Annotated in this window: 23 protein-coding genes and 1 other annotated feature; of the genes, 7 read left to right on the top strand and 16 right to left on the bottom strand. The window is 28.9% G+C overall.

The genetic code is table 11. The features are described 5' to 3' along the window. Positions 1–30: 30 nt before the first annotated feature. Positions 31–1,140: a DEAD/DEAH box helicase gene (locus tag OW763_RS10765; RefSeq protein ID WP_268041143.1), complete on the bottom strand. Its 1,110-nt coding sequence runs from the start codon at positions 1,138–1,140 to the stop codon at positions 31–33. A gap of 420 nt (positions 1,141–1,560) precedes the next feature. On the opposite strand from OW763_RS10765, the gene OW763_RS10760 reads away from it, so the two are divergent. Beyond that, positions 1,561–1,758 (top strand): cold-shock protein, encoded by a 198-nt coding sequence (locus tag OW763_RS10760; protein WP_272507429.1) that lies wholly within the window; start codon positions 1,561–1,563, stop codon positions 1,756–1,758. 132 nt (positions 1,759–1,890) lie between these two features. Here OW763_RS10760 and OW763_RS10755 read toward each other — a convergent pair whose 3' ends face one another. From OW763_RS10755 to OW763_RS10745, 3 genes are read right to left on the bottom strand one after another with little or no spacing between them, the layout of a single operon-like run. After that, positions 1,891–2,685: a sugar phosphate isomerase/epimerase family protein gene (locus tag OW763_RS10755; protein ID WP_268041142.1), complete on the bottom strand. Its 795-nt coding sequence runs from the start codon at positions 2,683–2,685 to the stop codon at positions 1,891–1,893. A 14-nt stretch (positions 2,686–2,699) separates the two neighbouring features. Next, positions 2,700–4,292 carry a phosphoglycerate dehydrogenase gene (gene serA / locus OW763_RS10750; RefSeq protein WP_268041141.1) on the bottom strand — a complete coding sequence of 531 codons (1,593 nt, stop codon included), beginning with the start codon at positions 4,290–4,292 and terminating at the stop codon, positions 2,700–2,702. Between the two features lie 36 nt (positions 4,293–4,328). After that, on the bottom strand, positions 4,329–5,402 hold the full coding sequence (locus OW763_RS10745) for a pyridoxal-phosphate-dependent aminotransferase family protein (protein WP_268041139.1): 1,074 nt from the start codon (positions 5,400–5,402) through the stop codon (positions 4,329–4,331). A gap of 106 nt (positions 5,403–5,508) precedes the next feature. After that, positions 5,509–5,714: a binding site (T-box leader), on the bottom strand. Positions 5,715–6,566: 852 nt separating this feature from the next. Here OW763_RS10745 and OW763_RS10740 point away from each other — a divergent pair. Then, positions 6,567–6,797 (top strand): hypothetical protein, encoded by a 231-nt coding sequence (locus tag OW763_RS10740; RefSeq protein WP_268041138.1) that lies wholly within the window; start codon positions 6,567–6,569, stop codon positions 6,795–6,797. Positions 6,798–6,954: 157 nt separating this feature from the next. Then, on the top strand, positions 6,955–7,428 hold the full coding sequence (gene ispF / locus OW763_RS10735) for a 2-C-methyl-D-erythritol 2,4-cyclodiphosphate synthase (protein WP_268041137.1): 474 nt from the start codon (positions 6,955–6,957) through the stop codon (positions 7,426–7,428). A gap of 132 nt (positions 7,429–7,560) precedes the next feature. Here the strand turns inward: ispF and OW763_RS10730 are convergent, their stop codons facing one another. From OW763_RS10730 to OW763_RS10690, 9 genes are all read right to left on the bottom strand, one after another. Beyond that, positions 7,561–8,595 (bottom strand): protein-glutamate methylesterase/protein-glutamine glutaminase, encoded by a 1,035-nt coding sequence (locus tag OW763_RS10730; RefSeq protein ID WP_268041136.1) that lies wholly within the window; start codon positions 8,593–8,595, stop codon positions 7,561–7,563. 11 nt (positions 8,596–8,606) lie between these two features. Beyond that, on the bottom strand, positions 8,607–9,419 hold the full coding sequence (locus OW763_RS10725) for a CheR family methyltransferase (RefSeq protein ID WP_268041135.1): 813 nt from the start codon (positions 9,417–9,419) through the stop codon (positions 8,607–8,609). A gap of 2 nt (positions 9,420–9,421) precedes the next feature. Further along, on the bottom strand, positions 9,422–9,865 hold the full coding sequence (locus OW763_RS10720) for a chemotaxis protein CheW (RefSeq protein ID WP_268041134.1): 444 nt from the start codon (positions 9,863–9,865) through the stop codon (positions 9,422–9,424). Positions 9,866–9,971: 106 nt separating this feature from the next. Continuing rightward, positions 9,972–11,903, bottom strand: a complete 1,932-nt coding sequence (locus tag OW763_RS10715) for a HAMP domain-containing methyl-accepting chemotaxis protein (protein WP_268041133.1) — start codon at positions 11,901–11,903, stop codon at positions 9,972–9,974. Positions 11,904–11,915: 12 nt separating this feature from the next. After that, positions 11,916–13,829, bottom strand: coding sequence for a chemotaxis protein CheA (locus OW763_RS10710; RefSeq protein WP_268041132.1), 1,914 nt, complete (start codon positions 13,827–13,829; stop codon positions 11,916–11,918). Positions 13,830–13,993: 164 nt separating this feature from the next. Next, a complete protein-coding gene (locus OW763_RS10705; protein ID WP_268041131.1) occupies positions 13,994–14,323 on the bottom strand; it encodes a hypothetical protein in 330 nt (109 codons plus the stop codon). A 16-nt stretch (positions 14,324–14,339) separates the two neighbouring features. Next, positions 14,340–15,389, bottom strand: coding sequence for a ParM/StbA family protein (locus OW763_RS10700; RefSeq protein WP_268041130.1), 1,050 nt, complete (start codon positions 15,387–15,389; stop codon positions 14,340–14,342). Positions 15,390–15,786: 397 nt separating this feature from the next. Beyond that, the gene (locus tag OW763_RS10695; protein ID WP_268041129.1) at positions 15,787–16,935 is read right to left on the bottom strand and encodes a Card1-like endonuclease domain-containing protein; all 1,149 of its coding nucleotides are present in this window, start codon (positions 16,933–16,935) and stop codon (positions 15,787–15,789) included. A gap of 54 nt (positions 16,936–16,989) precedes the next feature. Next, on the bottom strand, positions 16,990–17,262 hold the full coding sequence (locus OW763_RS10690) for a hypothetical protein (RefSeq protein ID WP_268041128.1): 273 nt from the start codon (positions 17,260–17,262) through the stop codon (positions 16,990–16,992). Between the two features lie 191 nt (positions 17,263–17,453). Between OW763_RS10690 and OW763_RS10685 the strand changes: the two genes are divergently transcribed. From OW763_RS10685 to OW763_RS10670, 4 genes are all read left to right on the top strand, one after another. Continuing rightward, a complete protein-coding gene (locus tag OW763_RS10685; RefSeq protein WP_268041127.1) occupies positions 17,454–17,579 on the top strand; it encodes a hypothetical protein in 126 nt (41 codons plus the stop codon). Position 17,580: 1 nt separating this feature from the next. Then, a complete protein-coding gene (locus OW763_RS10680; protein ID WP_268041126.1) occupies positions 17,581–17,748 on the top strand; it encodes a CPC_1213 family protein in 168 nt (55 codons plus the stop codon). A 396-nt stretch (positions 17,749–18,144) separates the two neighbouring features. After that, positions 18,145–18,483 (top strand): hypothetical protein, encoded by a 339-nt coding sequence (locus OW763_RS10675; protein ID WP_268041125.1) that lies wholly within the window; start codon positions 18,145–18,147, stop codon positions 18,481–18,483. Positions 18,484–18,519: 36 nt separating this feature from the next. Continuing rightward, positions 18,520–19,719 (top strand): cation:proton antiporter, encoded by a 1,200-nt coding sequence (locus tag OW763_RS10670; RefSeq protein WP_268041124.1) that lies wholly within the window; start codon positions 18,520–18,522, stop codon positions 19,717–19,719. A gap of 54 nt (positions 19,720–19,773) precedes the next feature. Here OW763_RS10670 and argF read toward each other — a convergent pair whose 3' ends face one another. From argF to OW763_RS10655, 3 genes are all read right to left on the bottom strand, one after another. Continuing rightward, positions 19,774–20,772: an ornithine carbamoyltransferase gene (gene argF / locus OW763_RS10665; RefSeq protein ID WP_268041123.1), complete on the bottom strand. Its 999-nt coding sequence runs from the start codon at positions 20,770–20,772 to the stop codon at positions 19,774–19,776. Positions 20,773–20,947: 175 nt separating this feature from the next. Continuing rightward, positions 20,948–22,144 carry an arginine deiminase gene (gene arcA, locus OW763_RS10660; RefSeq protein WP_268041122.1) on the bottom strand — a complete coding sequence of 399 codons (1,197 nt, stop codon included), beginning with the start codon at positions 22,142–22,144 and terminating at the stop codon, positions 20,948–20,950. Between the two features lie 260 nt (positions 22,145–22,404). After that, a complete protein-coding gene (locus tag OW763_RS10655; protein ID WP_272507427.1) occupies positions 22,405–23,004 on the bottom strand; it encodes a DUF1836 domain-containing protein in 600 nt (199 codons plus the stop codon). Positions 23,005–23,702: the final 698 nt, after the last annotated feature.

The raw sequence follows: 23,702 nt of genomic DNA, 5'->3' as shown, positions 1-23,702 counted from the left end.
CGATGCTTACTCTTCATTATTATCTTTCAATTACACTAAAGTTCTTCTAGGAATATGCATTTTGATTTCCTTTTCTATAGCATCTAAAGTGTTTTTATCTTTTGGTGCTGCAAATGTATAAGCATACCCTTGCTCACCAACTCTTCCAGTTCTACCTATACGATGTATATAGATTTTATCATTTTCTGGAATATCATAGTTAAATACATGAGTCACTCCATTTACATCCAGTCCCCTAGCTGCTACATCAGTAGCTATTAAATACTGAATTTCTGTCTTTTTAAAAGCTTTCATTACTCTTTCACGCTTTGATTGGGTTAAATCGCCATGCAGCTTTTTGCAATTATAACCCTTCTGATAAAGCTCTTCTTCAAGTTTATCAACTCTTCTTTTAGTTCTACAAAAAATAATCGCCATAAATGGATTTTCTTCATCTAAAATCTTACATAAGTCCTCTTGTTTTCTTCTATCTGTCGTTTCTATTAGAACTTGTTTAATATTTTTAAGAGTTACTTCTTCCTTTTCTATGGATACTACTTTTGGATCAGTCATATTTTTATAAGCAAGTTTTTTAACTTGAGAGTTCATTGTAGCTGAAAAGCAAAGAGTCTGACGCTTTTTAGGTATATGTTTTATAATAGCTTCAACTTCATTTTTAAAACCCATAAGAAGCATTTGATCAGCTTCATCTAATACTAATGTTTTTAAATGGTCAAGATTGATTGAATCTCTACGAAGATGATCTAAAAGTCTACCTGGAGTTGCAATTATTAAATGAATATTACCTTTAAGTTTTTTTAGCTGTGAACCTATATCCTTACCACCATATGCAGATAAAATATTTAAATTCTTAGCTTCTTTTAACTTCATAGCTTCCTGGGTTATCTGAATAGCAAGTTCTCTTGTAGGTGTTACTATTAAACCTTGAATTGTGTCTATATCAGTAGACATATTCTCAAACATTGGCAATAAAAATGCAAGTGTTTTTCCAGTACCAGTTTGAGCCTCTGCTATAACATCGTTGCCATCCTTTATTAATGTAATACTTTCTTCTTGAATTGGAGTTGGCTCACTAATTCTTTGAGCTTTAAGTGCACTTAGTATATCATCACTAAGTCCTAGTTCTTTAAACTTTATCATAATAATTTACCTTTCAATTTTAAAATATTTTTGGATTTCTTAGAACCTTCTTTATATAAATCAGCTAAGTATACCATACTTCTAGTATAACAAAAAGAAGTATAAATTAGCTTTATTTTTTATCTAATATTTCTTTTTTTAATTAGCTAATAAATTTTATTCTATTTATATTAGTGTGTTATTAGTTTGTTCAGAAAAGATATATTATATTTTTTTAATTTTTTTTCAAAAAACACTTGACCTATTTTTTATATGGTGTATACTTATGTAGTAACCTTAATTCAGAAGTAAATTGTTAAATGAATATTTTTCGAAATATCTAAAATTAAGAATAACTTAAATATATAGATTTCGAAATTTTTATTAATAACTTATTTTTACAAAGAATTAAAGGAATAAAAATTTCGGAGGTATGAAATTATGACAGGAACAGTAAAATGGTTTAACTCAGAAAAAGGATTTGGATTTATCACTACAGATGAAGGAAATGACGTATTCGCTCATTTTTCACAAATCCAAAAAGAAGGATTCAAAACTTTAGAAGAAGGTCAAAAAGTTTCTTTTGACGTTGTTGATGGAGCTAAAGGTCCTCAAGCAGAAAACATAACAGTTCTATAATTTTATTACAGAATTAAAAACCTGAAGATTTATCTTCAGGTTTTGTTATTTTCTAATATATTTTTTAAATAGAGGATGTAGGTAAATTTGTGTAAAAACAAATTTACCTACATCCTCTAATACTCTTCCGTGTTATATTATTTCTAACAATTTTTTAAATGATTCTACTGCCTTCTCTCTTGGTCTTACTTCTATAATATAAACCACATCAACATCTTTCATTTTATTAAAATGCCACTTAAAATCCACTCTACCTGTACCTATAACCTGATGATCACTCGATCCATTATTATCATGTACATGGCATGTTCTTATTTTATCTATATGCCTTAAGAAAAAATCCACTTCATTATATTTGTTTTCATATGAATGTCCTATATCCCAAGTTAAAAACAAATTCTCTTCTTCATCTAAAATCTCATCTAAAACTTCTTGAACTAGTTTTTGTGGAAATCTTCCTGAGTTTTCAATACATAATTTTATCTTGCCTTTAGAATACTCTGCTAATTCTTTGATACTTTCCTTTAATATATTCTTACATTTATCATAATACAGTTCATCCATATAAGTTTTTCTATCTGTTAATGTAAAACACACAGAACTTCCTACATGCATTGTAATTCTGCTTGCTCCTATATCATATCCAAAATCTATAACTTCCTTCATTCTTTTTATTCCAGCTTCTCTTACATCTTTGTGAAGCTGAAGCAGTGAAATATCTTCTGGCGCATGAAATGTAAGCTCTACTCTTCTTGAATCCTTATACCCTTTTATCTTTTTCCTATCTTCCATTGTAAAATTTTCAGGAAAGAATATAGGCATATTCAAATTAATCTCAACTGCATTCATTTTATTTTGATAGGTATATTCTATAGTATCAAAAATATCCTTCTCCCCTGCTGATGCTGCATATCCTACATACTTCACAAACTCACTTCCTTTTAAATAATTGTTCCTTTTACCCAAATTATATTATCTACCTCTTTAAACTTTTTAAGTGTTTCCTTTGAAACCTCATCATCTACATTAAGTACCATAAGTGCTAATTTCCCTTTTGTTTTTCTTCCAACCTGCATTGTAGCAACATTTACATTTTCTTTTCCAACAATAGTACCTACCTGTCCAATAACACCAGGAACATCTTTATTTTGTACAAATATCATATATCTACTTGGTTTAACATCCACTTCATAGCCTTGAATTTCTAGCAATTTGCCTTCTTTATTAGCAGCCAACGTTCCCGCAAGCGTAAATTCTTCTAGATTTTTATTAGTAATTTTTATTGTAATTAAATTAGAATAGTTATTATAATTTTCTTGTACTTTTTTGGTTTTAATACCTATTCCACTTTTTTCTGCCAACACTCTTGCATTTATATAATTAACCTTATCCTTTAAAATAGGCTCTAACAACCCTTTTAAGAATGCAATATTAATCATATCTATGTCTTGCGCAGCAACCTCTCCCCAATAATTTATCTCTACAAACTTAACAAGTTCCTTATTTAATTGATAATAAATTTTCCCTAGTTTCTCCATAAGATCTATATATGGTTTTATATCCTGAAGCTCATCTCTATTTATAGCAGGAAGATTAACTGCATTAGGAACAATCTCTCCTTTTAGTCCATTTATAACCTGTTGAGCAATTGTAATTCCTACATTTTGCTGAGCTTCTCTTGTATTTGCACCTATATGAGGTGTTACTATCATATTATCAAATTCATATAATGGACTTTCATGTCTAGGCTCTACAGAATGCACATCCATTCCTGCACTTGCAACTTTGCCACTCTTTAATCCATCATAAAGTGCTTCCTCATCAATTATCTTTCCTCTAGCAGCATTTGTAATCCTAACATTATCCTTCATAAGTTTAATTTGTTCATAGCTTATCATTCCTATAGTTTCTTCCGTTCTTGGAGTATGAATTGAAATAAAATCTGATATCTTTAAAAGATCATCTAATGTTTCCATCTTTTCTACTCCAAATCTTTTAAATCTTTCATCAGAAATATATGGATCATATGATACTATCTTCATACCAAAAGCTTTCATTCTTGTTGCAACTAGTGATCCTATTCTTCCAAGCCCTAGAATACCTAATGTTTTATTGTAAAGCTCAGTACCTTCAAAGTTATTTCTATTCCAATTTCCAGCCTTCATATCTCTATCCGCATGAGGTATTGACCTAGCTTGTGCCATCATAAGACCTATTGCAATTTCACCCGCTGAAATGCTATTACTGTCTGGAGTATTAGCTACTATAATACCTCTCTTCGTTGCCTCTGGTATATCAATATTATCTGTTCCATTTCCTGCTCTACCAACTATTTTAAGTTTTGATGCTTTATCCATAAGTTCCGCATTTACAAGAGTTGCACTTCTAACTATCAAAGCATCATATTCATGTATTTTTTTCAAAAGTTCCTCTCTGCTAATTCCTATACAAATATCAACATCCATCTCTTTTTGTAAAAGTTCAATACCTAATTCATTTATTTTCTCAGCAATTATAACTCTTGCCTTTCTCATAAAATAGCCCCCTATTAATTTAAATTTAGCCACTGTTTAGCAGCATTTTTGTAATGCTTTTACCGTTCTGTCTATCATACTCTCATTTACGCATCCCATATGACCTATTCTTATCATTTTTCCTTTTAAATGTTCTTGTCCTCCAGCGATTATGATATTAAATTCTTCTTCCATTCTCTTTTTTATATATGATGCTTTGTTATCTTCATTAAAAACTATTCCAGTAACAGTATTTGATAAACAATTTTTATTAGCATATAACTTCAATCCCATTTTTACAGATTCATCTCTAAACATTTGTGCAAATTTTTCATGTCTTGCATATACATTATAAAGACCTTCTTCTTCTATCATTCTTAATGCCTCATTAGCAGCTGCTATCAATGTTACTGCTGGTGTATATGGATTTTGCGGCATTGGTTTTTCCAAATAAGCTCTTGCATTTTTAAAATCAAAATAGTTCTTCGGAAGTGTAGATTTTTCAACTACCTCCCATGCTTTATCACTAACCCCTATAAACGTAAGTCCTGGTGGAGTCATTAGTGCCTTTTGTGATGCAGTTATCAGAACATCTATGTTCCAGTCATCCATCTTAGCTTCTATTCCTCCTATAGAACTCACACCATCTACTATGAAAAGCTGCTTTTTATCTTTCATAAACGCTCCTATTTCTTTTATAGGATTTACAGCTGCTGTAGAAGTTTCATTATGGGTTACAATAATTGCCTTATGGTCATCCTTTAAGTTATCTTTTATTTGTTCAACCTTAACTGCATTTCCCCAAGGGACTTTAATAACATCTACTTCTAAACCATATATTTTAGCTATTTTAATAAATCTCTCTCCAAAAACCCCTGCTGATACGGCTAGTACCTTATCACCTTTTGAGAACATATTAACAATAGCTGCTTCAAGTCCGCCTGTACCCGCTGCCGGAAAAGTAAGCACTGGATTTTCTGTCTGAAATACATATTTAATTTTCTCATTCATCTCTGCAAACAAATTGCAGTATTCCCCACTTCTATGATGAATCACAGCTTCACTCATTTTTTTCAAGACCCTATTTGGTACAGTTGTTGGCCCCGGCGTCATTAATAATTTATTTTTCATTAAAAAGCCCCCCTAATTAATCTATTTATAAAAAATATTTTGTATTTTCTGAATGATGCATCATTATTTGAATTTAAAATAAAAAAAGTCCTCATTCTTAACTAACGTTAAGGACGAAGACATACTTTCCACGTGGTGCCACCTTATTTTGCTGATTTAACACAGCCTCCTTACTATAACGGATAACCCGGCATAGGTTGTTACCCCCATGCAGCTTAGGATCGGATTCAATAATTTTCATTATGGATTTGCACCAACCATCCATTCTCTAAAAATGAAATATTATTTACTGCTATCCTTCAAAGCTTTTGTATAATTATAATAAAATTCAAATAATAATGCAAGCTATATTTTTTATGAAAACATTTTCTTTTTTATCTTTTAACATAAAATTTTAAAATTTAATATACTTATTCTTTTGTGCTAAACTATTTAACTTATGTGCTTACCTTTTTCTTATAATTTACTTGAATTGAATATCCTTTTTAATTTATAAATTAAATTCATTCTCATTATTCTAGACAAGTTATGCACATTATCCACAGCCCCCTGTGCATAACTTGTTAATTTAGTGTTAATTGGATGTTAATATATAATTTTCCTTGTATGATAAATTTGTATTTTTATACATATATTGTAATGGAAATTATAGTTGTATTTAATACTTTATTAAACCTTATAAGTTATACACATTTCCCACAGTTTGCTTGTGTATAACTTGTGTATTCTGTGTTAACTTATGTGATAATATCTTATACTGTACGTATTCTGATTAAAACTGTATATAATTATCTATTTTTTTCTATATAGTATACACATTATCCACAGTTTTGTTGATAACATGTGAATAATATATCATATTTCTTTAAATAAATAAAAAACTTCGAACCGAAAAATACTTAATAATATTCTTAAATAATTAACATTTTAGATATTAACTTAATATAATGTACTATAACATTCTTCCTGTTTTCCTTTCACTTATTATCTTGCAGTGTGCATTAATGTATTTTATGCTTTTTTAATTAATGCACATTGTTTTGTATCAAAATAAATTTAATTTTAAAAAACACCTTATTCTTTAATATTATATGAATATTTTGATATTTATATGGTATAATTTAATTAATATAATGCTATATATTTAATGAGGAGGTGCATTTTATGGATAAAAAAATTATATATGTTGATTTCAAATCCCCCTCTGAACAAATTGCACATAAAAATATGCATCATAGAAAAACAAACCCTAAAAAAGTTCATGTAACCAAAATAAATACTAACGAATCTTATGTCGAAATATTAGTCAGAAAATTGAAAAACTTTTTCAACTCATTAACTAGACAAAAAACAACAAAAAACAAATCTCATCATACTAATAAATATTGGCTATGATAAAAACTGCATACAGCAGTTTTCTTTTTATTATATGTTTTTTTAATTTTTATTGCTTTGGACATCCTTCTTTTAATATAATTATATATATTGCAGTTGAAAATTAAGATTACTACTTATACAGTAATCTCTATTTATATGTTTGGAGGTATTTATTATGCGAGTTGGAATGGGATATGATGTACATAAATTAACTAAAAATAGAAAACTGATTTTAGGAGGAGTTCACATTCCTTATAGTATGGGATTACTTGGTCATTCTGATGCTGATGTTCTTCTTCATGCTATAATGGATAGCTTACTTGGTGCTGCTGCACTTGGTGATATAGGCAAACATTTTCCAGATACAAATTCTAAATATAAAGGAATATCAAGCCTTTTATTATTAAAACAAGTAGGTGAATTATTATCTGAAAATAAATATAAAATAGTAAATATTGATGCTACTATAATAGCTCAAAATCCTAAAATGGCTCCACATATACATACTATGATTAAGAAAATAGCAAATACTTTAGAAATTGCTGAAGATAGAATAAATGTTAAAGCAACAACAGAGGAAGGACTTGGTTTCACTGGTAGTGGCGAAGGAATCGCAAGTCAAAGCATCTGCTTAATCACAAAAAAATAACCACCTAAAACATGTTGATTACAAATCATAAATAAAACCTTGCAAATTTTTGCAAGGCTTTATTTAAACAAAATAACTCATTTATCTAAAATTACCATACTTTTTAAATAGCTGTATTCTACAAACTTATTCTTATTTCCAATTACTTGTCATCGAATAAATCTGTTTGGCTATACTGTCTAATGGAAGTTGTTTTTCTACTCCACCTATTTCATAAGCAGCTTTTGGCATTCCATATACTACACAGCTTTTCTCATCCTGTCCTAATGTTTTAGCACCATTTTTTCTCATATTTAATATCCCTTTAGCACCATCACGACCCATTCCTGTTAAAATAATTCCAATTGCATTATCTCCTGCTTCTTTTGCAACAGAATTAAACAGAACATCAACCGAAGGACAATGACCATTTACTTTTTCACCATAAGAACATCTTACAATATATCCATTGCCTTTCTTGCTAATAGTCATATGCTGATCTCCTGGTGCAATCAACACCTTACCTGGAATTACTTCATCTCCTACTTTTCCTTCTTTGACCTCTAAAATGCAGGAATTATTAAGTCTTTCAGCAAACATCCTGCTAAAAACAGGTGGTATATGCTGAACTATAACAATACCAGGAATATCCCCTGGAAGCTCTTTTATAATATTATAAATAGCTTCTGTCCCACCTGTTGATGCTCCAATCGCAATTATTTCTTTGCTTCTATTTCTGTTTCTGTTTAATCTATATACATCACTTTGTTTTTTTCTTTTTAAATTACCTAGTTTTGCAGTAGATGCTATTTTAATCTTAATAATGAGTTCATTGATAAAATTTTCTAAACTTCTATGCTTATTATCAGGCTTTGTCACAAAATCTACTGCTCCTGCATTTAAAGCATCAAACACTCTATCACTTATAGAGCTAACTACAACTATAGGCATAGGGTATTGAGGCATAAGCTTCTGTAAAAATTTTATCCCATTCATTTTTGGCATCTCTATATCTAAAGTCATAACATCTGGTCTGTACTCAATTATTTTATCTCTAGCTTGATAAGGATTAGATACTGCAGCTATTACTTCTATTCCTAAATCCTCTGATAAACCTTTTTTCAAAACTTCTCTAAACAATAGAGAATCATCTACAACCAAAACCTTAATTTTTTTCCTTCTAACCATAACATAACACCCTATTCCTTTCTATATACAGATGGCATTACATACTTAAAACCATTCTTAAAATTTAAGGATTCAGAATGTCCTATAAATAAATAGCCTCCCTGTTTAGTGCACTCATAAAACTTATCTACTAGTTTTTTTCTATTTTCCAAATCAAAATAAATCATTACATTTTTGCAAAATATAACATGGAATTTTTTCTTAAAAGGATATTTAGAATTCATTAAGTTAAATACTCTAAATATAACTTGCTTTTTTATTTGATCTTTAATTTCTCTGATATTTCCTTTTATTTCATTGAAATATTTAATTTTCCACTGTTGTGGTAACACTTTTATATTTTCTTCTTCATACACACCTTTTTTACCAATTTCAATTACATTTGTTGAAATATCTGTAGCAAGAATCTTGGTGTCCCAAATATTGTTCTCATTTTCAAAATAATCATAAAGTATCATTGCCAAAGTATATGCTTCTTCTCCTGTTGCACAACCAGCACTCCATACTCTTAAATCTTTTTTATCTTTTTCACTTTCATTCAAATATGGTAAAATAGTGTTTTTAAAATAGTTAAAATGATCACTTTCTCTCATAAAAAACGTATAATTGATGGTTAAATTATTAACTATTTCTTCTTGACATTTACCTGTTTTATCCAAAATCAGGCATTTATAATACTCACAAAAATTTTCAAAGCTTTTCCCCTTAAATATTTTTTCAAGCCTGTTTTCTACAAAATTCCTCTTTGGAGATAAATTTATACCATAATTTTTTATCATAAATTCTACTAATAATTTAAACTCATCGTCAGCGATTTTTATCAATTTTAATCCCCCTCATAATCTATGAGTCTTTTGCAATCCAGTAAAAGCTTAACTTTACCCTCAGTTTTACCAATACCGCTAATATACTCATTTTTATAACCTGATTTCACATCAGGAGGAAGTGCAATCTTATCCTCTGGTATATTTACAACCTCTAAAACTCTATCTACTACAAGCCCTATTAAAATATCATTTACATTTACTACAACTATGCATGTCCTATCATCATACTGTCTTTCTTGCTTTTTAAATCTAATTCTAATATCCATAACAGGTATAATATTTCCTCTTAAATTTACAATGCCTTTTATATAATTAGGTAGTTCTGGAACAGTAGTAATAGGTTGTATCCCAATAATTTCTATAACATACTTTATCTTCATTCCATACTCTTCTTTATCTATTGAAAATATTAAATATTTTCCTCTTAAAGTGTCTTCATCCATACTCTCCACTCCTTTTTTAATTTTAGGTACTAGGTTCTAAGTACTAGGTTCTAGTATTTTCTTCCTAGTATCTAGTACCTTTTCCCTACTACCTACTACTAAGTGCTTAATATTTTCCATAATCATCATCTAAGGAAATTTTTATTTTTGAAATATCTTTTTCATGGTATTTGCTCTCTTTTTCTACGTTATCTATATAGTCTCTTTCATTATATTTGATATCACCTTTTAAATTACTTTCTTTTAAATTAAACTTCTCTATTCTATCTTTCAAAACTACAGCTTGACTTAATAACTCTTCACTTGCAGATGCACTTTCCTGAGCTGTTGCTGTATTCATTTGAGTCACATTAGAAACCTCATCTATAGCTTGATTCATTTGTGAAATAGCTGTAGCCTGTTCATTAGAAGCATTTGCAATGTCAGCTACTAGTTTTGCAGCCATATTTACATCATTAACTATTTTGTCTAAAGATTGCGCTGTTTCATTTGCAATTTCAGTTCCTATTTTCACCTTTTTAATTGAATCTTCAATCATTGTAGTAGTTTCTTTAGCCGCATTTGCACTTCTACCAGCTAAATTTCTAACTTCTTCTGCTACTACTGCAAATCCCTTACCATGCTGACCAGCTCTTGCTGCCTCTACAGCTGCATTAAGCGCTAAAATATTAGTTTGGAAAGCAATTTCATCTATAACCTTAATTATTTTTGAAATATTTTTAGAAGCATCATTGATTTGATTCATTGCAGTAAGCATTTCCTTCATTCTATCATTCCCTTGTTTTGCATTTTCTGATGTTTTCATAGCAAGATGATTAGCTGTACTTGCATTTTCTGCATTTTGTTTTGTTTGAGCTGCAATTTGTGACATGGATGCTGTAATTTCTTCTACCGAACTTGCCTGTTCAGCTGCTCCTTGAGATAACTCTTGACTAGAATTTGAAACTTGTTTTGCGGCTGCTGATACTTGTTCAGCTGAACCATTTATATCACCTAAAACTCTATTAAATGAAACTAGAATTATATTAATAGACTTTCTCACTTCTTTGAATTGACCTTTATACTCTCTATCAATGCTCACATTCAAGTTTCCCTTAGACATTTCAGTAAGTGTATAAGAAATTTCACCAATCAACTCTTTCAATCTATCTGCCATTTCTTTAAGTTTAATATTCAAAACATCTTTTTCAGACTGAAACTTTATATCTACATTTAAATTTCCATTATCGATTTCCTCTAATATTTTAAATTGTTTTTTTGTATTTTCTATTAACTCCTTAAAAGCATAAGTAAGTTGTCCAATTTCGTCCTTGGAATTTCTAGTTAATTCTACATTAATATCTCCTTTTGATAATTTTTTTGCTACTTCAGTAGTTTTCTTTATAGGTTTACTTATAAAGTTTGAAATTATAATCCCTAAGATTACTGAAATAGTAATTCCTACTATCATTAAACAAAGAACATTTCTTATAGATTGTTCAGCTAATTTTGTGTTTTCCATTACCTTTTTTTCCGCCGCTTTTACTTCCATATTAAAAACTTTATTAATGGAAGTTCTAATCTCCTTAGAATGAACTGCCGCTTCACCTCTCATCAACATTAAAGCTTCATCATTTTTACCTTCCACCACAAGTTCAATAATCATTTGTCTAATTGGTCTATATATTTCCATCTGCTTATTTATTTTTTCATATTCCTTAATACCTTCTTCTGTTTTTATTTTTTTGCTAAACTCACTTAATTTTTCATTTATATGATTATCTATATTCTTTATTTCTTCAATGTTGTTATCCCTTTCCTCATTAGACTTAGCTAAGATTACATCTCTCATAGTCACTCTCATTCTCTGATATTCTATTGCAATATCAGATATATCTTCTAAAGGTTTAGTATTTTCAACATACATTTGTGTATCTACATTGTCTATACTTTTTATATTTTTAACACCTATAACACCTATAACTCCTGCTATTAGTGCAATCAATATAAACCCTGTTAAAATCTTTGCTCTTATTTTCATATTCTTAAAAACTTTCATAACACAATCCCCCTAAAGTTCCTGTATATCAAGTATCAGGCTTATACTTCCATCACCAAGCAAATTACACCCTGCTATACCTTTGACTTTTTTTATATAGCTTGGTAGTGCTTTTACCACAACCTGCTGCTGTCCAAGTAGCGCGTCTACAAAAAGACATATTGTATTTAATTCATTCTGAACCATAACAACTATCCCATCTTGTATATTTGTAACTTTCGTATCTACCCCTAATCGTTTATAAAGTCTTACTATAGGGCAGCAGTATCCTCTTATCAATATCATCTCATTTCCATTTATATCTCTTATAACATCCTCTTCTTTTACTTTAAAAGATTCCTTTATAGAAGTTGTTGGAATAGTATACACACATTTCCCAACCTTCACAGTCATACCATCAATAATAGCTAAAGTTAACGGTATCTTTATAGATATAGTCGTACCTTTATTTTCTACACTATCAACAAATATACTTCCTCTTATCTGCTCAATATTCTTAGCTACAACATCCATCCCTACTCCCCGTCCTGAAACCTCAGATACCTTTTCTTTTGTAGAAAATCCTGAAAGAAATATAAATGAATAAATTTCTTTATCTGTAAGTTCATTTTCTGATTTATTCATAAGCCCATGCTCTTTTGCTTTTTTTAATATCTTATTCTTATTTAATCCTCTTCCATCGTCCTTTACTATTATCCATACATCTCCCCCTTCATTTTTAGCTTCCAGTGTTACTGTTCCAAATTCAGACTTTCCTTTATCTAACCTCTTATTTGGAGATTCTATACCGTGATCTATAGAATTTCTTATAAGATGTACAAGTGGATCAGATATGTGTTCAATAATGTTTTTATCTACTTCCGTATTTTCCCCTGTTATTTGAAATTTAACTTTCTTATTTAAACTCTTGCTTACATCTCTAACTAGCCTATTCATCTTTCTAAAGGTAGTTGATAATGAAACCATTCTAATAGACATAACCACATCTTGAACATTATTAATAATTTTTCTAAGTTGTCTTGAAGCCTTATAAAAGCCATCCAATTCTACTCCATCCAACTCAGGGTTTTTTGTTACCATAGCTTCTGAAATTACCAGTTCTCCAACTAAATCCATCAGCTTGTCTAACTTATTTACATTTACACTCAACATACTGGTATTCATTTTTTCCAAATTACTTATCTTATTTAAATTTTTATTAGTTCTATCCGTCTTCTTATTTTCATCAATACTATTTTTTACTTCTTCTATATTTAAATTTTTTAAAAAAGCTATTTGTTCAAAAAAGTCTTTTAGCTCATTTAAAGTCAATTCTGTTCTAAATGTTATATTAAACCCTTCACACCTTATAATTTCTGCAGTATCGTTATTTTCTACAATATCCGCTGGAATACATTCTATATCTGTTGTAATCTCTTCTAACCTATGAACCACAGCAAAAGCCCTTACATTTTCCATACCGCAGTCCTCTTGAAAATACATCTTAACTTTATAATTATTTAAACTTTTATTGACTTGATTTAAAGTTTTATTTTTTATTTCTTTAAGGTATTCTTCAATCTTATACTTTAACTTGTTTTCATCGCCATCAGGATCTTGTCCACTTTTCACTTTTGAAGTTTCGTTTTTTATAAAATCTATACTTTCTAAAACTATATCTGCTGCTTTAGAATAATCTAAATTTTCAGGATGCTCTTTTCTAAAATAATCAAATACATCTTCTACAGAATGCGATAAATTAGATATATTATCATACTGCATCATTGCAGCATTTCCTTTTAGTGTGTGCATAACTCTAAATATATCTTCTATATTTTCTTCAAAACTTTCTGTTTCCTCACTATTTAATATTGCACTTTCTAATTCTTCTATAAGCTTAAATGTTTCAAAAACAAACATTTCTACTATAGAATCATCAACGTCCATCTCATACACCCCCTGTGAGCAGAAGTAAAAACTTCTATTTCATTATATGTATCCCCTTATAATAAGGTACCTAGAATATTGCAACACAAAAAACTCTCTGCCCCAATTAAGGCAGAGAGTTTTTTATATACCACTTATATTTTTATTTTATCAATAACTTTTTCTTAAATTCTATCTTCCAGTTCATCGTCTTCTATTTCTTTTCTATGAACCTTTATATTGCTAAAGTCAGGTTTTTTTTCTTTAGTAGGCGTTTTTTTAGGTATATTTTCAACTTTTTCTTCTTCTATAGTCATAGCTGTTAGATTAGAACTATACATATATCTCATATCTAACAATCGCTCATCAATATCCTTTCGACCCTCAAATATTAATCCTTTTAAAATCAAATCTTTTATTCTTTCACTTCGATCTCCTTCAACATATCTTTCTAATTCTCTATCCACTATTCTATCTTTTTTTTTCCTTTTTCCTATATAAAGAGAAATTTGCATAATATACTCTCCTTCCTTAGCCTATTTTTTTCTTCCATTTTCTAACACCTTGTTTGAATAGACCTAATGGATTTTGTGTTTGACCTAAATACACTGCATTTTTAAATTCTTCTTCTAAATAAGGCTTAAGTACAGCAGCTCCACCTCCTGTAAATATAATATTATCAATAAAAGGCATCGCGTTTTCCCAGACAGTCTCAATTTCTAAAATAATCTTTCTTGCAAGACTTTTATACGCCTTTTGAATCACTGGTGTTAAATCATACCCTTTAATTTGTCCACTTGCTACTATATATTGTATCTGCCCATCTGCCACATTTAAATGTAGCACCTGTTCTATGTAGTCCTTTATCCACATATAGGCTGTATACATTCCACTATTTTTAGTATCACAGAAATCTGCTAATGGTTCCAAAGCATCTACTAAGTATAAATTATGAGTTTTGCCTCCGATATCAGATATAGCATTAACTTTCCTGGCTATGTCTTTATTAGTTAAATTACCATTATTGTCTAATATCAAATTACATAGCGTTCCATGAGGCTGTGCTTTTATAATAATATCCTCTACTCTTATAATTTTATTTTCAAACTCTTTTTGACCACACAATCTCAAAGCAATATCATGCTGCCTAACTACTTTAGCTTTCATTTTTTCTACTCTTTCTTTGTCCAAACTCGCTCTTACAGGTAACCCCATAACTAACTTTACTCTACTCATAGGCTTTTTGGCCATTAAACTCAAATGAGTTTTTAGTAAAACATCAAATGATCTATCATTATGCTTGTCCGATGCTCCATTCCACTGAATATTTCTATCTTGTTTTACAGCACATTCTCCAACTAGATATTTAGATGAATTTACCTCAACCTCTATTCTGCTTAAGTTGCTTTTTGGTGGTTCAGTCAAATCATTATCCTTGTTATAAGACGGCCTCCAAGTAGTAACATATGATGGAGTTATAAACATTGGGCTATCTTCTGCTTTAGATTTAGTATCTGCATACCCATCATCAATAACTTGTACACTAAAAGAATCTACTATACCATTTTTACTCTTAGTCATTAAATCTTCCTCCCCAATAAATATAATTGATCACAATGGATTATAATACATTGTGTTTACCTTCCATTTTATTCCATTATAATACATTGGAAAAAATTAGTAAATACTTGCACACATTTTTTCTAAATATTCTCAATTATTTTTATACATTTCTTTAGTAACTGTATTTTTACTAAACGGAGAAGATTATAAAGAAAGAGAAAAATATTATGGCAAAAGATTTTAACTCCTTTGACTAAATAAGAAAGGGAAATTTTTCTTAAATGTTTTAGTAAAATATCAAATAATTTAAAAACTCTTTAGTACGAAAATATGGATTTTATAGGATCTGTAGATAAGTTTGTGAATTTACATAAACTCATTTACAGACCCAATTAATTTTATTTTAAATTTTTTACTAAATCTTTAAAATATTACGTAAACTTTCTTTTAATGTTTTTACATTGCCATTAAAAACAACAATGTCAATTCCCATTTCCTTTGCTCTTAGTATCGTGCTTTTTTTATAAGATTCTTTAGAAGCTGTAAGAACCTTTTTAACATCATCTCCACCTAACATATCAGAATATACTTCTAGTTCATTCAAAGCATCTTCATCATATTTATCCGTATCCTTACATGATATGCATATAAGTTGAGAATTGATTGATGCTAACACATCTATTTCATTTTTAACATATTGCTTATTATCGTTCCACTTAAATGTTACTCCAATTTTAACATCATCAACTTCATTTATTTGCTTCAATGTCTTATAAACTAATACCTCTAACCACGTACCTGTTTTAAAGAAAAGAGTTTTCATCCCTTCGTTGTTAAACTGTACAATCAAATTATTGTTTTTAGAATTACTAGTAGAAACCAAATTTAAATTTTTAGCTTTCTCTAAAAATTTAACATATATAGGTCTATATTCGTCATCTATTTTTTCTTTATCTATAATAACTTTATCCATATAAAATTTATCATGCTTTGCTATATCATCATTTCTAAGATTATTTTTTAATTTAGTCCATGAACTATAATTATCAATGATATAATCGAGGAATTCTAGTACTTTACTGTTATCAAATATCTCTGTTGAATCTGAAAGAATTTTGCCTCCTGTACTTTTAATAAAATCATTAACCTTTAATTCTTGAAGCTCTATATTGAATTTATCTGTTTTATCATCACTCAAATTTAAGATAACTTCAGAACTGATATCTATAAATATACATGTTATTTTATATTTTTCTGCTGTTTTATATGTAAGCAAACTCATGAGCTTACTTCCACAGGATAAATTAATCACAGTATTTTCTCTATTAAAACTGCTTATGAGTTTTTCTATATGCTGTATATTTACCATTTCAACAGCGTTGCCTTCTATTTGAATTTCTGGAAGCTTATCTTGTAAATAAGTTTTGATTGCTTTAAATTGTTTAATATTTTCTGTATTATTTTCATATATAAATATAGTTTTTTCAGGTTTTAAATTTAAAGTTGCTATAATATTCTGCTCATTAAATTCATCTAGTAGATTAACCAATGTTCTACATTCCATAAAATCACCTGCTTAGTTTATATTTACCCTAAGCTTATTATGTGCTATAAAGTTCTATTTTAAATCATCCTTCAATTCTTCTATTTGAAATTTATCAAAATCCAATTCTTCAATAAAGTTATCTTTGTTGAAAGAAGTTTTGGTTCTTCTGTTATATTCATTCATGTTTTTAGGTAGCCAATAAGGCTTGGAAATATCCATTCTATAACAAATTTCAGTAATACACTCTTTTAATTTTTCCTGATAACTGCCCTCTATAGTCGATGTAACAATTTCTTCTCTTATAATTTTATTCTTTTTTATCAAACTTCCCACTATTTTTATCACAATTTTACTCCTTTCTCATTGGTTATATATTTTAAATATCTATTGTATATATTCTTTATTTTTTATTATAGCATTTATTTTTATTATTATTAGAAAATTGGATACTTCTTTTCATACATAATTCCACTAAATATGGTTATGCTATTAAAGACAAATTTATATACTTAATCAAATTTTAAGGAGTGAATGTTGTGGGTAGCTCAAAAGCTAAAAATAGCAGGAAAATGGATAAAAGGACTTCTAAGCCAGATATTATCCATGAAGATGAAATGAAGAAACATAAATCAACAGGAGTAAAAGGAGATAAAGAGATATAATATGTCAAAGAATAATTTAAAAAACAAAATGAAAAACACAAAAAATAATCAAAAACATGATGGAAGATTTAAAAAGAATAATATCAAACATGGTCAGGCTGAAAGTGCACGCTCTGTGTTTGGATCTCGAGGTGAAACAGAAATAGATGATTTACTTGATATAGACTAGTAAAAAAGAGTGAAAATCTCAGATTTTCACTCTTTTTTATATTTTGGAAACAGTGAAAAATGAAACTTCCATGTATCTATGTATTTTCCAAATCATGCAATTTTCTCAGTTACATGAATATATATATATTAAAACCTATAATTATGTAAATTTAATTAAAACTTTTTCTCTCGTTTAATAGTCATTTTACTATTATAATACTCTTAAATGAACATGATAAATAAAAATTCCATGACACATTTCAAAGCTAAAAAACTCTTAAATAATAAAACAAATCATATTTTATTTCAAGACAAACCAATAATTAAACATTATCAATCCATTAAACCTACACATTAAAATCGTTCAAAAATATTTTAGCTTTTTTATCTATATATTTATAAAGGAAGTGATAATTTGCACCTACTTGTTTTTGTGTTAAACAAAGTAGATAAATTAGATGAACTTTTATTAGAATTTACTAAAGCCAAAATTAGCGGAGCCACTGTTTTAGATAGTCATGGTATGGCAGAAATCTTAATTGACCATAAACAAGAACTGCCTATGTTTGGTTCTTTGAGACTGCTTCTAAACGAAAAAAGACCATTTAATAAAACTATATTTGCTGTTTTATCTGACAAGCAAATTCCCACAGCCTTAGACTGCATAAAAAAAGTTGTAGGCGATTTATCTAAGCCAGGCGTTGGAATTGTTTTTACCCTGCCAGTAAATTATGTTGATGGTATTAGAAATTAAATTTAATAAATATTTTTTTAGAAAGAAGATGATTTAATGCATTCACTATACTATCTAGGAATGATTTTATTCGCTGGTATAATTATGGGTAAAATTGTATCTCTTTTTAAACTGCCTAAGGTAACTGGCTACCTTATTGCTGGAGTAGTCATTGGTCCATCTATGCTAAATATCATTCCTAGCATCGCTGCATCAAAGCTTACTATAATAGCAGATGCAGCCTTAGGCTTCATTGCATACAGTATAGGAAGCTCATTTAATTTGGAACATTTAAAAGCTATGGGCAAAAAGGTTTTTATAATAACTCTCTTTGAGTCTTTAGGTGCAGTATTCATCGTTGATATTATTATGATATTTATTTTTAAAATGCCTATAGCTTTTAGTATTGTTTTAGGTTCGATTGCCGCTGCTACAGCTCCTGCTGCTACTCTAATGGTAATTAAGCAGTATAAAGCTACAGGGCCTCTAGTAGATACTTTGCTTCCTATCGTTGCTATGGATGATGCTGTAGGAATTATAGTTTTTGGTGTTTCTACAACTATTGCTCGTTCTTTGATAAATGGTACTTCTGATTTATCTCTTGCCAATGTTATTTTAAATCCATTACTTGAAATATTCTATGCACTTATATTAGGCGTTTTAATGGGAACAGTTCTTTCAATAATTTCACGAAAAGCAGAAGGAGAAGACCAACTGCTCTGTATAACCGTTGCTGTATTATTCCTAAATATCGGAATATGCTCAACTATAGATATTTCACCTCTTCTATCCTGTATGATGATAGGTGCTGCAGTTATAAATATTGCTCCAGCAAACAATAGAACCATATCAATTATCGATAAGTTCACCCCTCCAATATTTATAGCATTTTTCACTATAGCAGGTATCGAATTAAACTTAAGTCTCCTTGCCCAAGTTGGTGAAATAGGCGCAGCATACATAATCAGCAGATTAATTGGAAAAATTGTTGGTGCAAGCTTAGGCTCAAAGCTTGCAAACTGCTCTAAAACAGTACAAAAGTATCTAGGTTTAACTTTAGTTCCTCAAGCTGGAGTAGCTATTGGACTTGCTATGGTAGCAGAAACTATTATTCCTCAATATGGTTCAAGTATCAGAACAATAATTTTATCTGCTACAGTCGTATACGAACTTATAGGACCTCTATTAACTAAAATTGCATTAAAACAAGCTGGTGAAATAACCATATATCATAAAACCTATCACCAAAACATATAACTGAAAAAATCCCTAAACCTAATAGCTTAGGGATTTTTATTATTAAAATGATTTTTAATTTCCTAGCGTTGCTACCATAACTGCTTTTATAGTATGCATTCTATTCTCAGCTTCATCAAAAACTATTGAATACTTACTTTCAAAAACTTCTTCTGTAACTTCCACAGCTTTCAATCCAAATTTATCATATATTTCTTTTCCTACCTTGGTCTCCAAATTATGAAATGCAGGAAGACAGTGCATGAACTTTACATTTTTATTTTCAGTCTTCTTTATCATATCCATATTTATTGTATAAGGCTTTAACATATCTATTCTATCTTTCCAAACGTCTTCGGCTTCTCCCATAGATACCCATACATCCGTATACAATACATCAGAATTTTTAACCGCTTTATCTATATCATATGTAATAGTTATTTTACCACCTGTTTCTTTACATATTTCTTTACATTTTTCTACTAAATCTTCTTTAGGAAATAGTTTTTCAGGTGCTGCAATTCTAAAATCCATCCCCATTTTAGCCGCACCTATCATAAGTGCATTCGCCATATTATTTCTTCCATCGCCCACATAAGTAAAAACTATTTGGTTTAAAGGTTTATGAAAATGTTCTTTTATTGTTAAAAAGTCTGCAAGTATTTGTGTTGGATGATCTTCATCTGTAAGCCCATTCCAAACAGGAATGCCTGAATACTCAGCTAAAGTTTCTACAACCTTTTGACTAAACCCTCTGTACTCTATCCCATCATACATTCTTCCAAGTACCCTTGCCGTATCCTTTACTGACTCTTTCTTACCAAGCTGGCTTCCTACAGATCCTAAATATGTTACATGTGCCCCTTGATCATAAGCCGCCACTTCAAAAGCACATCTAGTTCTGGTAGAATCCTTTTCAAAAATCAAAGCTATATTCTTTCCTAAAAGCTTCTTTGATTCAACACCAGCATACTTAGCTCTTTTAAGCTCTGCTGCTAAATCCAATAAAAAATTTATCTCCTTCGTTGAAAAATCCATTAAAGTTAAAAAACTTCTATTTCTTAAATTATACACAACAATAGCCCCCTCTTTCATTTAGTTGATACATAGATAAAATTAACAATTTTACTGTATATTTATTCATATATTATACACTATGCAACTAATCTTTTCTATATGTTTTTAAATATTTATAATTTAAATTGTATATTTATACTATAAACCCCTTAAGTGTTTATCCCCAGCACATCTAAACTCTAAAAAGTGGCATAGACATGCATCTAGGACCTCCCCTTCCTCTTGAAAGCTCCGACGAAGGTATAGCTATAACTGAAATATTGTTTTTATCTAATATTTCATTAGTCACATAGTTTCTCTCATAAGTTATAACCTTACCTGGTTCTATGGCTAGAGTATTGGAGCCATCATTCCATTGTTCCCTATCTGCTACTATTTTATCTCCTCCTCCACATCTTATAAGAGTTATATTTCGTTTTAAATGTTCAGATAATATTTTTTCCAAACTATCTTCTTCTTCTTTTATGATAAGCCTTTTATTTTTAATATCATAAGTTATAGCTTCTACCTTCAAACTTCCTTCAATTTCAGGATGCACAATAAACTTATCATAATCCAGCATAGTAAATACTGTATCTAAATGCATAAAAGCTCTAGTTTTTGGTATTTCAAATATAAGTATTGTTTTAAAGCTTTCATCAGCTTTAAAAATTTTTTCTGCCATTTCTAGTATTGCTTCCAAATCCGTTCTCTCACTATGCCCTACAGCTAAAACCTCTTCTGATAATATAAGTTCATCTCCACCCTCTAAACAATAGTTTTCATCTCTCTCATACCACTTTGGTATATCAGCATCTTTAAACTGAGGATGATATCTAAAAATATATTTTGCAAAAATAGTTTCTCTTCTTCTTGTTCTTGTTTTCATTGCATTTAAAGTTATACCACTACCTATACTAGCAAAAGGATCTCTAGTAAAATATAAATTAGGCATAGGGTCCATCAAAAATGGATACTCTCCTTCTTCATTTAAATTTAAATCTTTTCTTCGTATTCCTGCCATTACTTTTAATACCATATCCTCTTTAGGCATACATTCTAAATATTTTTGAATAAGCTTTCTTATAGCTATATCCTTTGTTCTGCTTTCTTTTATTATTTCTTCTAAAAATCTTTTTTTAACTTCCACATTTTCAATAGATTTTGCTGCTAATTCTTCAAGATAAAGTACCTCTACCCCATTATCTTTTAGTATCTTTGCAAAATTATCATGTTCCTTTCTTGCAACCTCCAAAAAAGGTATATCATCAAAAAGCAGTATTTCTAAATATTCTGGTGTTAAATTTTCTACTTCTGCTCCTGGCCTATGAAGAAGAACCTTTTTCAATTTTCCAATTTCCGAATAAACATTAACTAACTTTTTTTTCATAAACCTCTTCCTCAACTATTATTTTTAATATTAGCTTTAACTTTAATGCAATTATTTATAATAAAAAAAACTAAACTTCCTAAAAAAACAAAAAACTGTTAACATTAATTATATATGTTAACAGTCTAAATTGTATTTATATTTATTATTGTAATCTTTTATCTATAACCTTTGATAATGCATTAATATTTTCCGTTACTTTTTCCAGCTTACCTTCTATACTTACTAATAACTAAATAGAAAATGTATATCAGTTTATTCTATTTTCTTTCTATATACTCATCTATTATTTTCTTTGCTAATGTTTTAATAGCACTGGCTTGAGCTATTAAACTCATTACTACTAAAAAAATTAATATTCTTTCTTCATCATCTTCTTTAAGTTCATTTCCATTTACAAACTCTTCAATCTTATGTTCATCTAACGACTGTATATTTAAAAAATTATCAAAGCTTTGATCCTGAATTTGGTCAAAAATTTTATATGCCTTTTCCCATGAAATAATATCATCACTTCTATCATTCATTTCATTAAATGCAAGTGCAAATACTTTTTTAATTTCTTCTGTAGTTAAAACAGGTCTCATATAACTTAAAAGCACTAACTGAACTAGATGAAGTTTTGTATAGCCTCTTTTTTTACCATCTTCAGGTTTAGATATCACTTCATTTTTTATGTAATTTTGAACAATATTATTTGTATATTTTTCATCTTCGAATCTATTATTCAGATAGTCAATAACTTGAGATAAAAACAAATCATACTCAGGTAAATCTTCATATGAAACTAACCTATTCTCTGAAACCACTTTTGCTAATTTATTTATATCATCCAAAATGGCTTTACTGTTTTTCACCAATATTACCTCCAACTTTGATGTTGTTATAGTAACAACACATATCAATGCATATAATAGCATTGTAAATATTCATATTTTCTATTTGAAATTCCTATACTATATTATATTATACGGTATTTATAACCTTGTTACAACCTAAAATGTTATGTAAAATCAATGCTGTTTTTTACAATTTAACCTTTTCGACAAATAATAGCATTTTTCTAAATTCAGTAATTTTGAATGAAAAGTTGCAAAAATATTTTTTTCACATAACTTTATTTAATTATGCACAATATCGTACAAGTTATGCACATTTTCTGTGGATAACTTATTGTTTTAGCTATATTGTTGATTTTATTCATATCTTGAATTTATAATTCAATTTTTTATCCACATTGTCCACATGTGCATGTTGATAACTTGTTAAATTTCTGTGGAAGAAATCGATTTTTTTTTTATTTCCAACTTCATTTTTTACATAATTCTGTAGGTTTATATTATTTATAATTTTAAAATATATATTTCCATAGAATATATTCTTTTATTGATTTTATATGTATTTTTTTGTTTATTTATATAATATATTAAAATTTCTTCTAGTAAATCCTACTCTTTTCTAACTTTTTTGATAGTAAAAATATTTTACTATCAAAAATTGACTACACACATTATACTTTGCTACCGTTATAAATTTTAAAATCAAGCTTTGCTTAATT

Source organism: Clostridium aestuarii (genome assembly GCF_026735135.1).
In the GTDB taxonomy this organism is placed as follows: domain Bacteria; phylum Bacillota; class Clostridia; order Clostridiales; family Clostridiaceae; genus Clostridium_H; species Clostridium_H aestuarii.
This window is presented reverse-complemented; position numbering and strand designations above follow the sequence as displayed.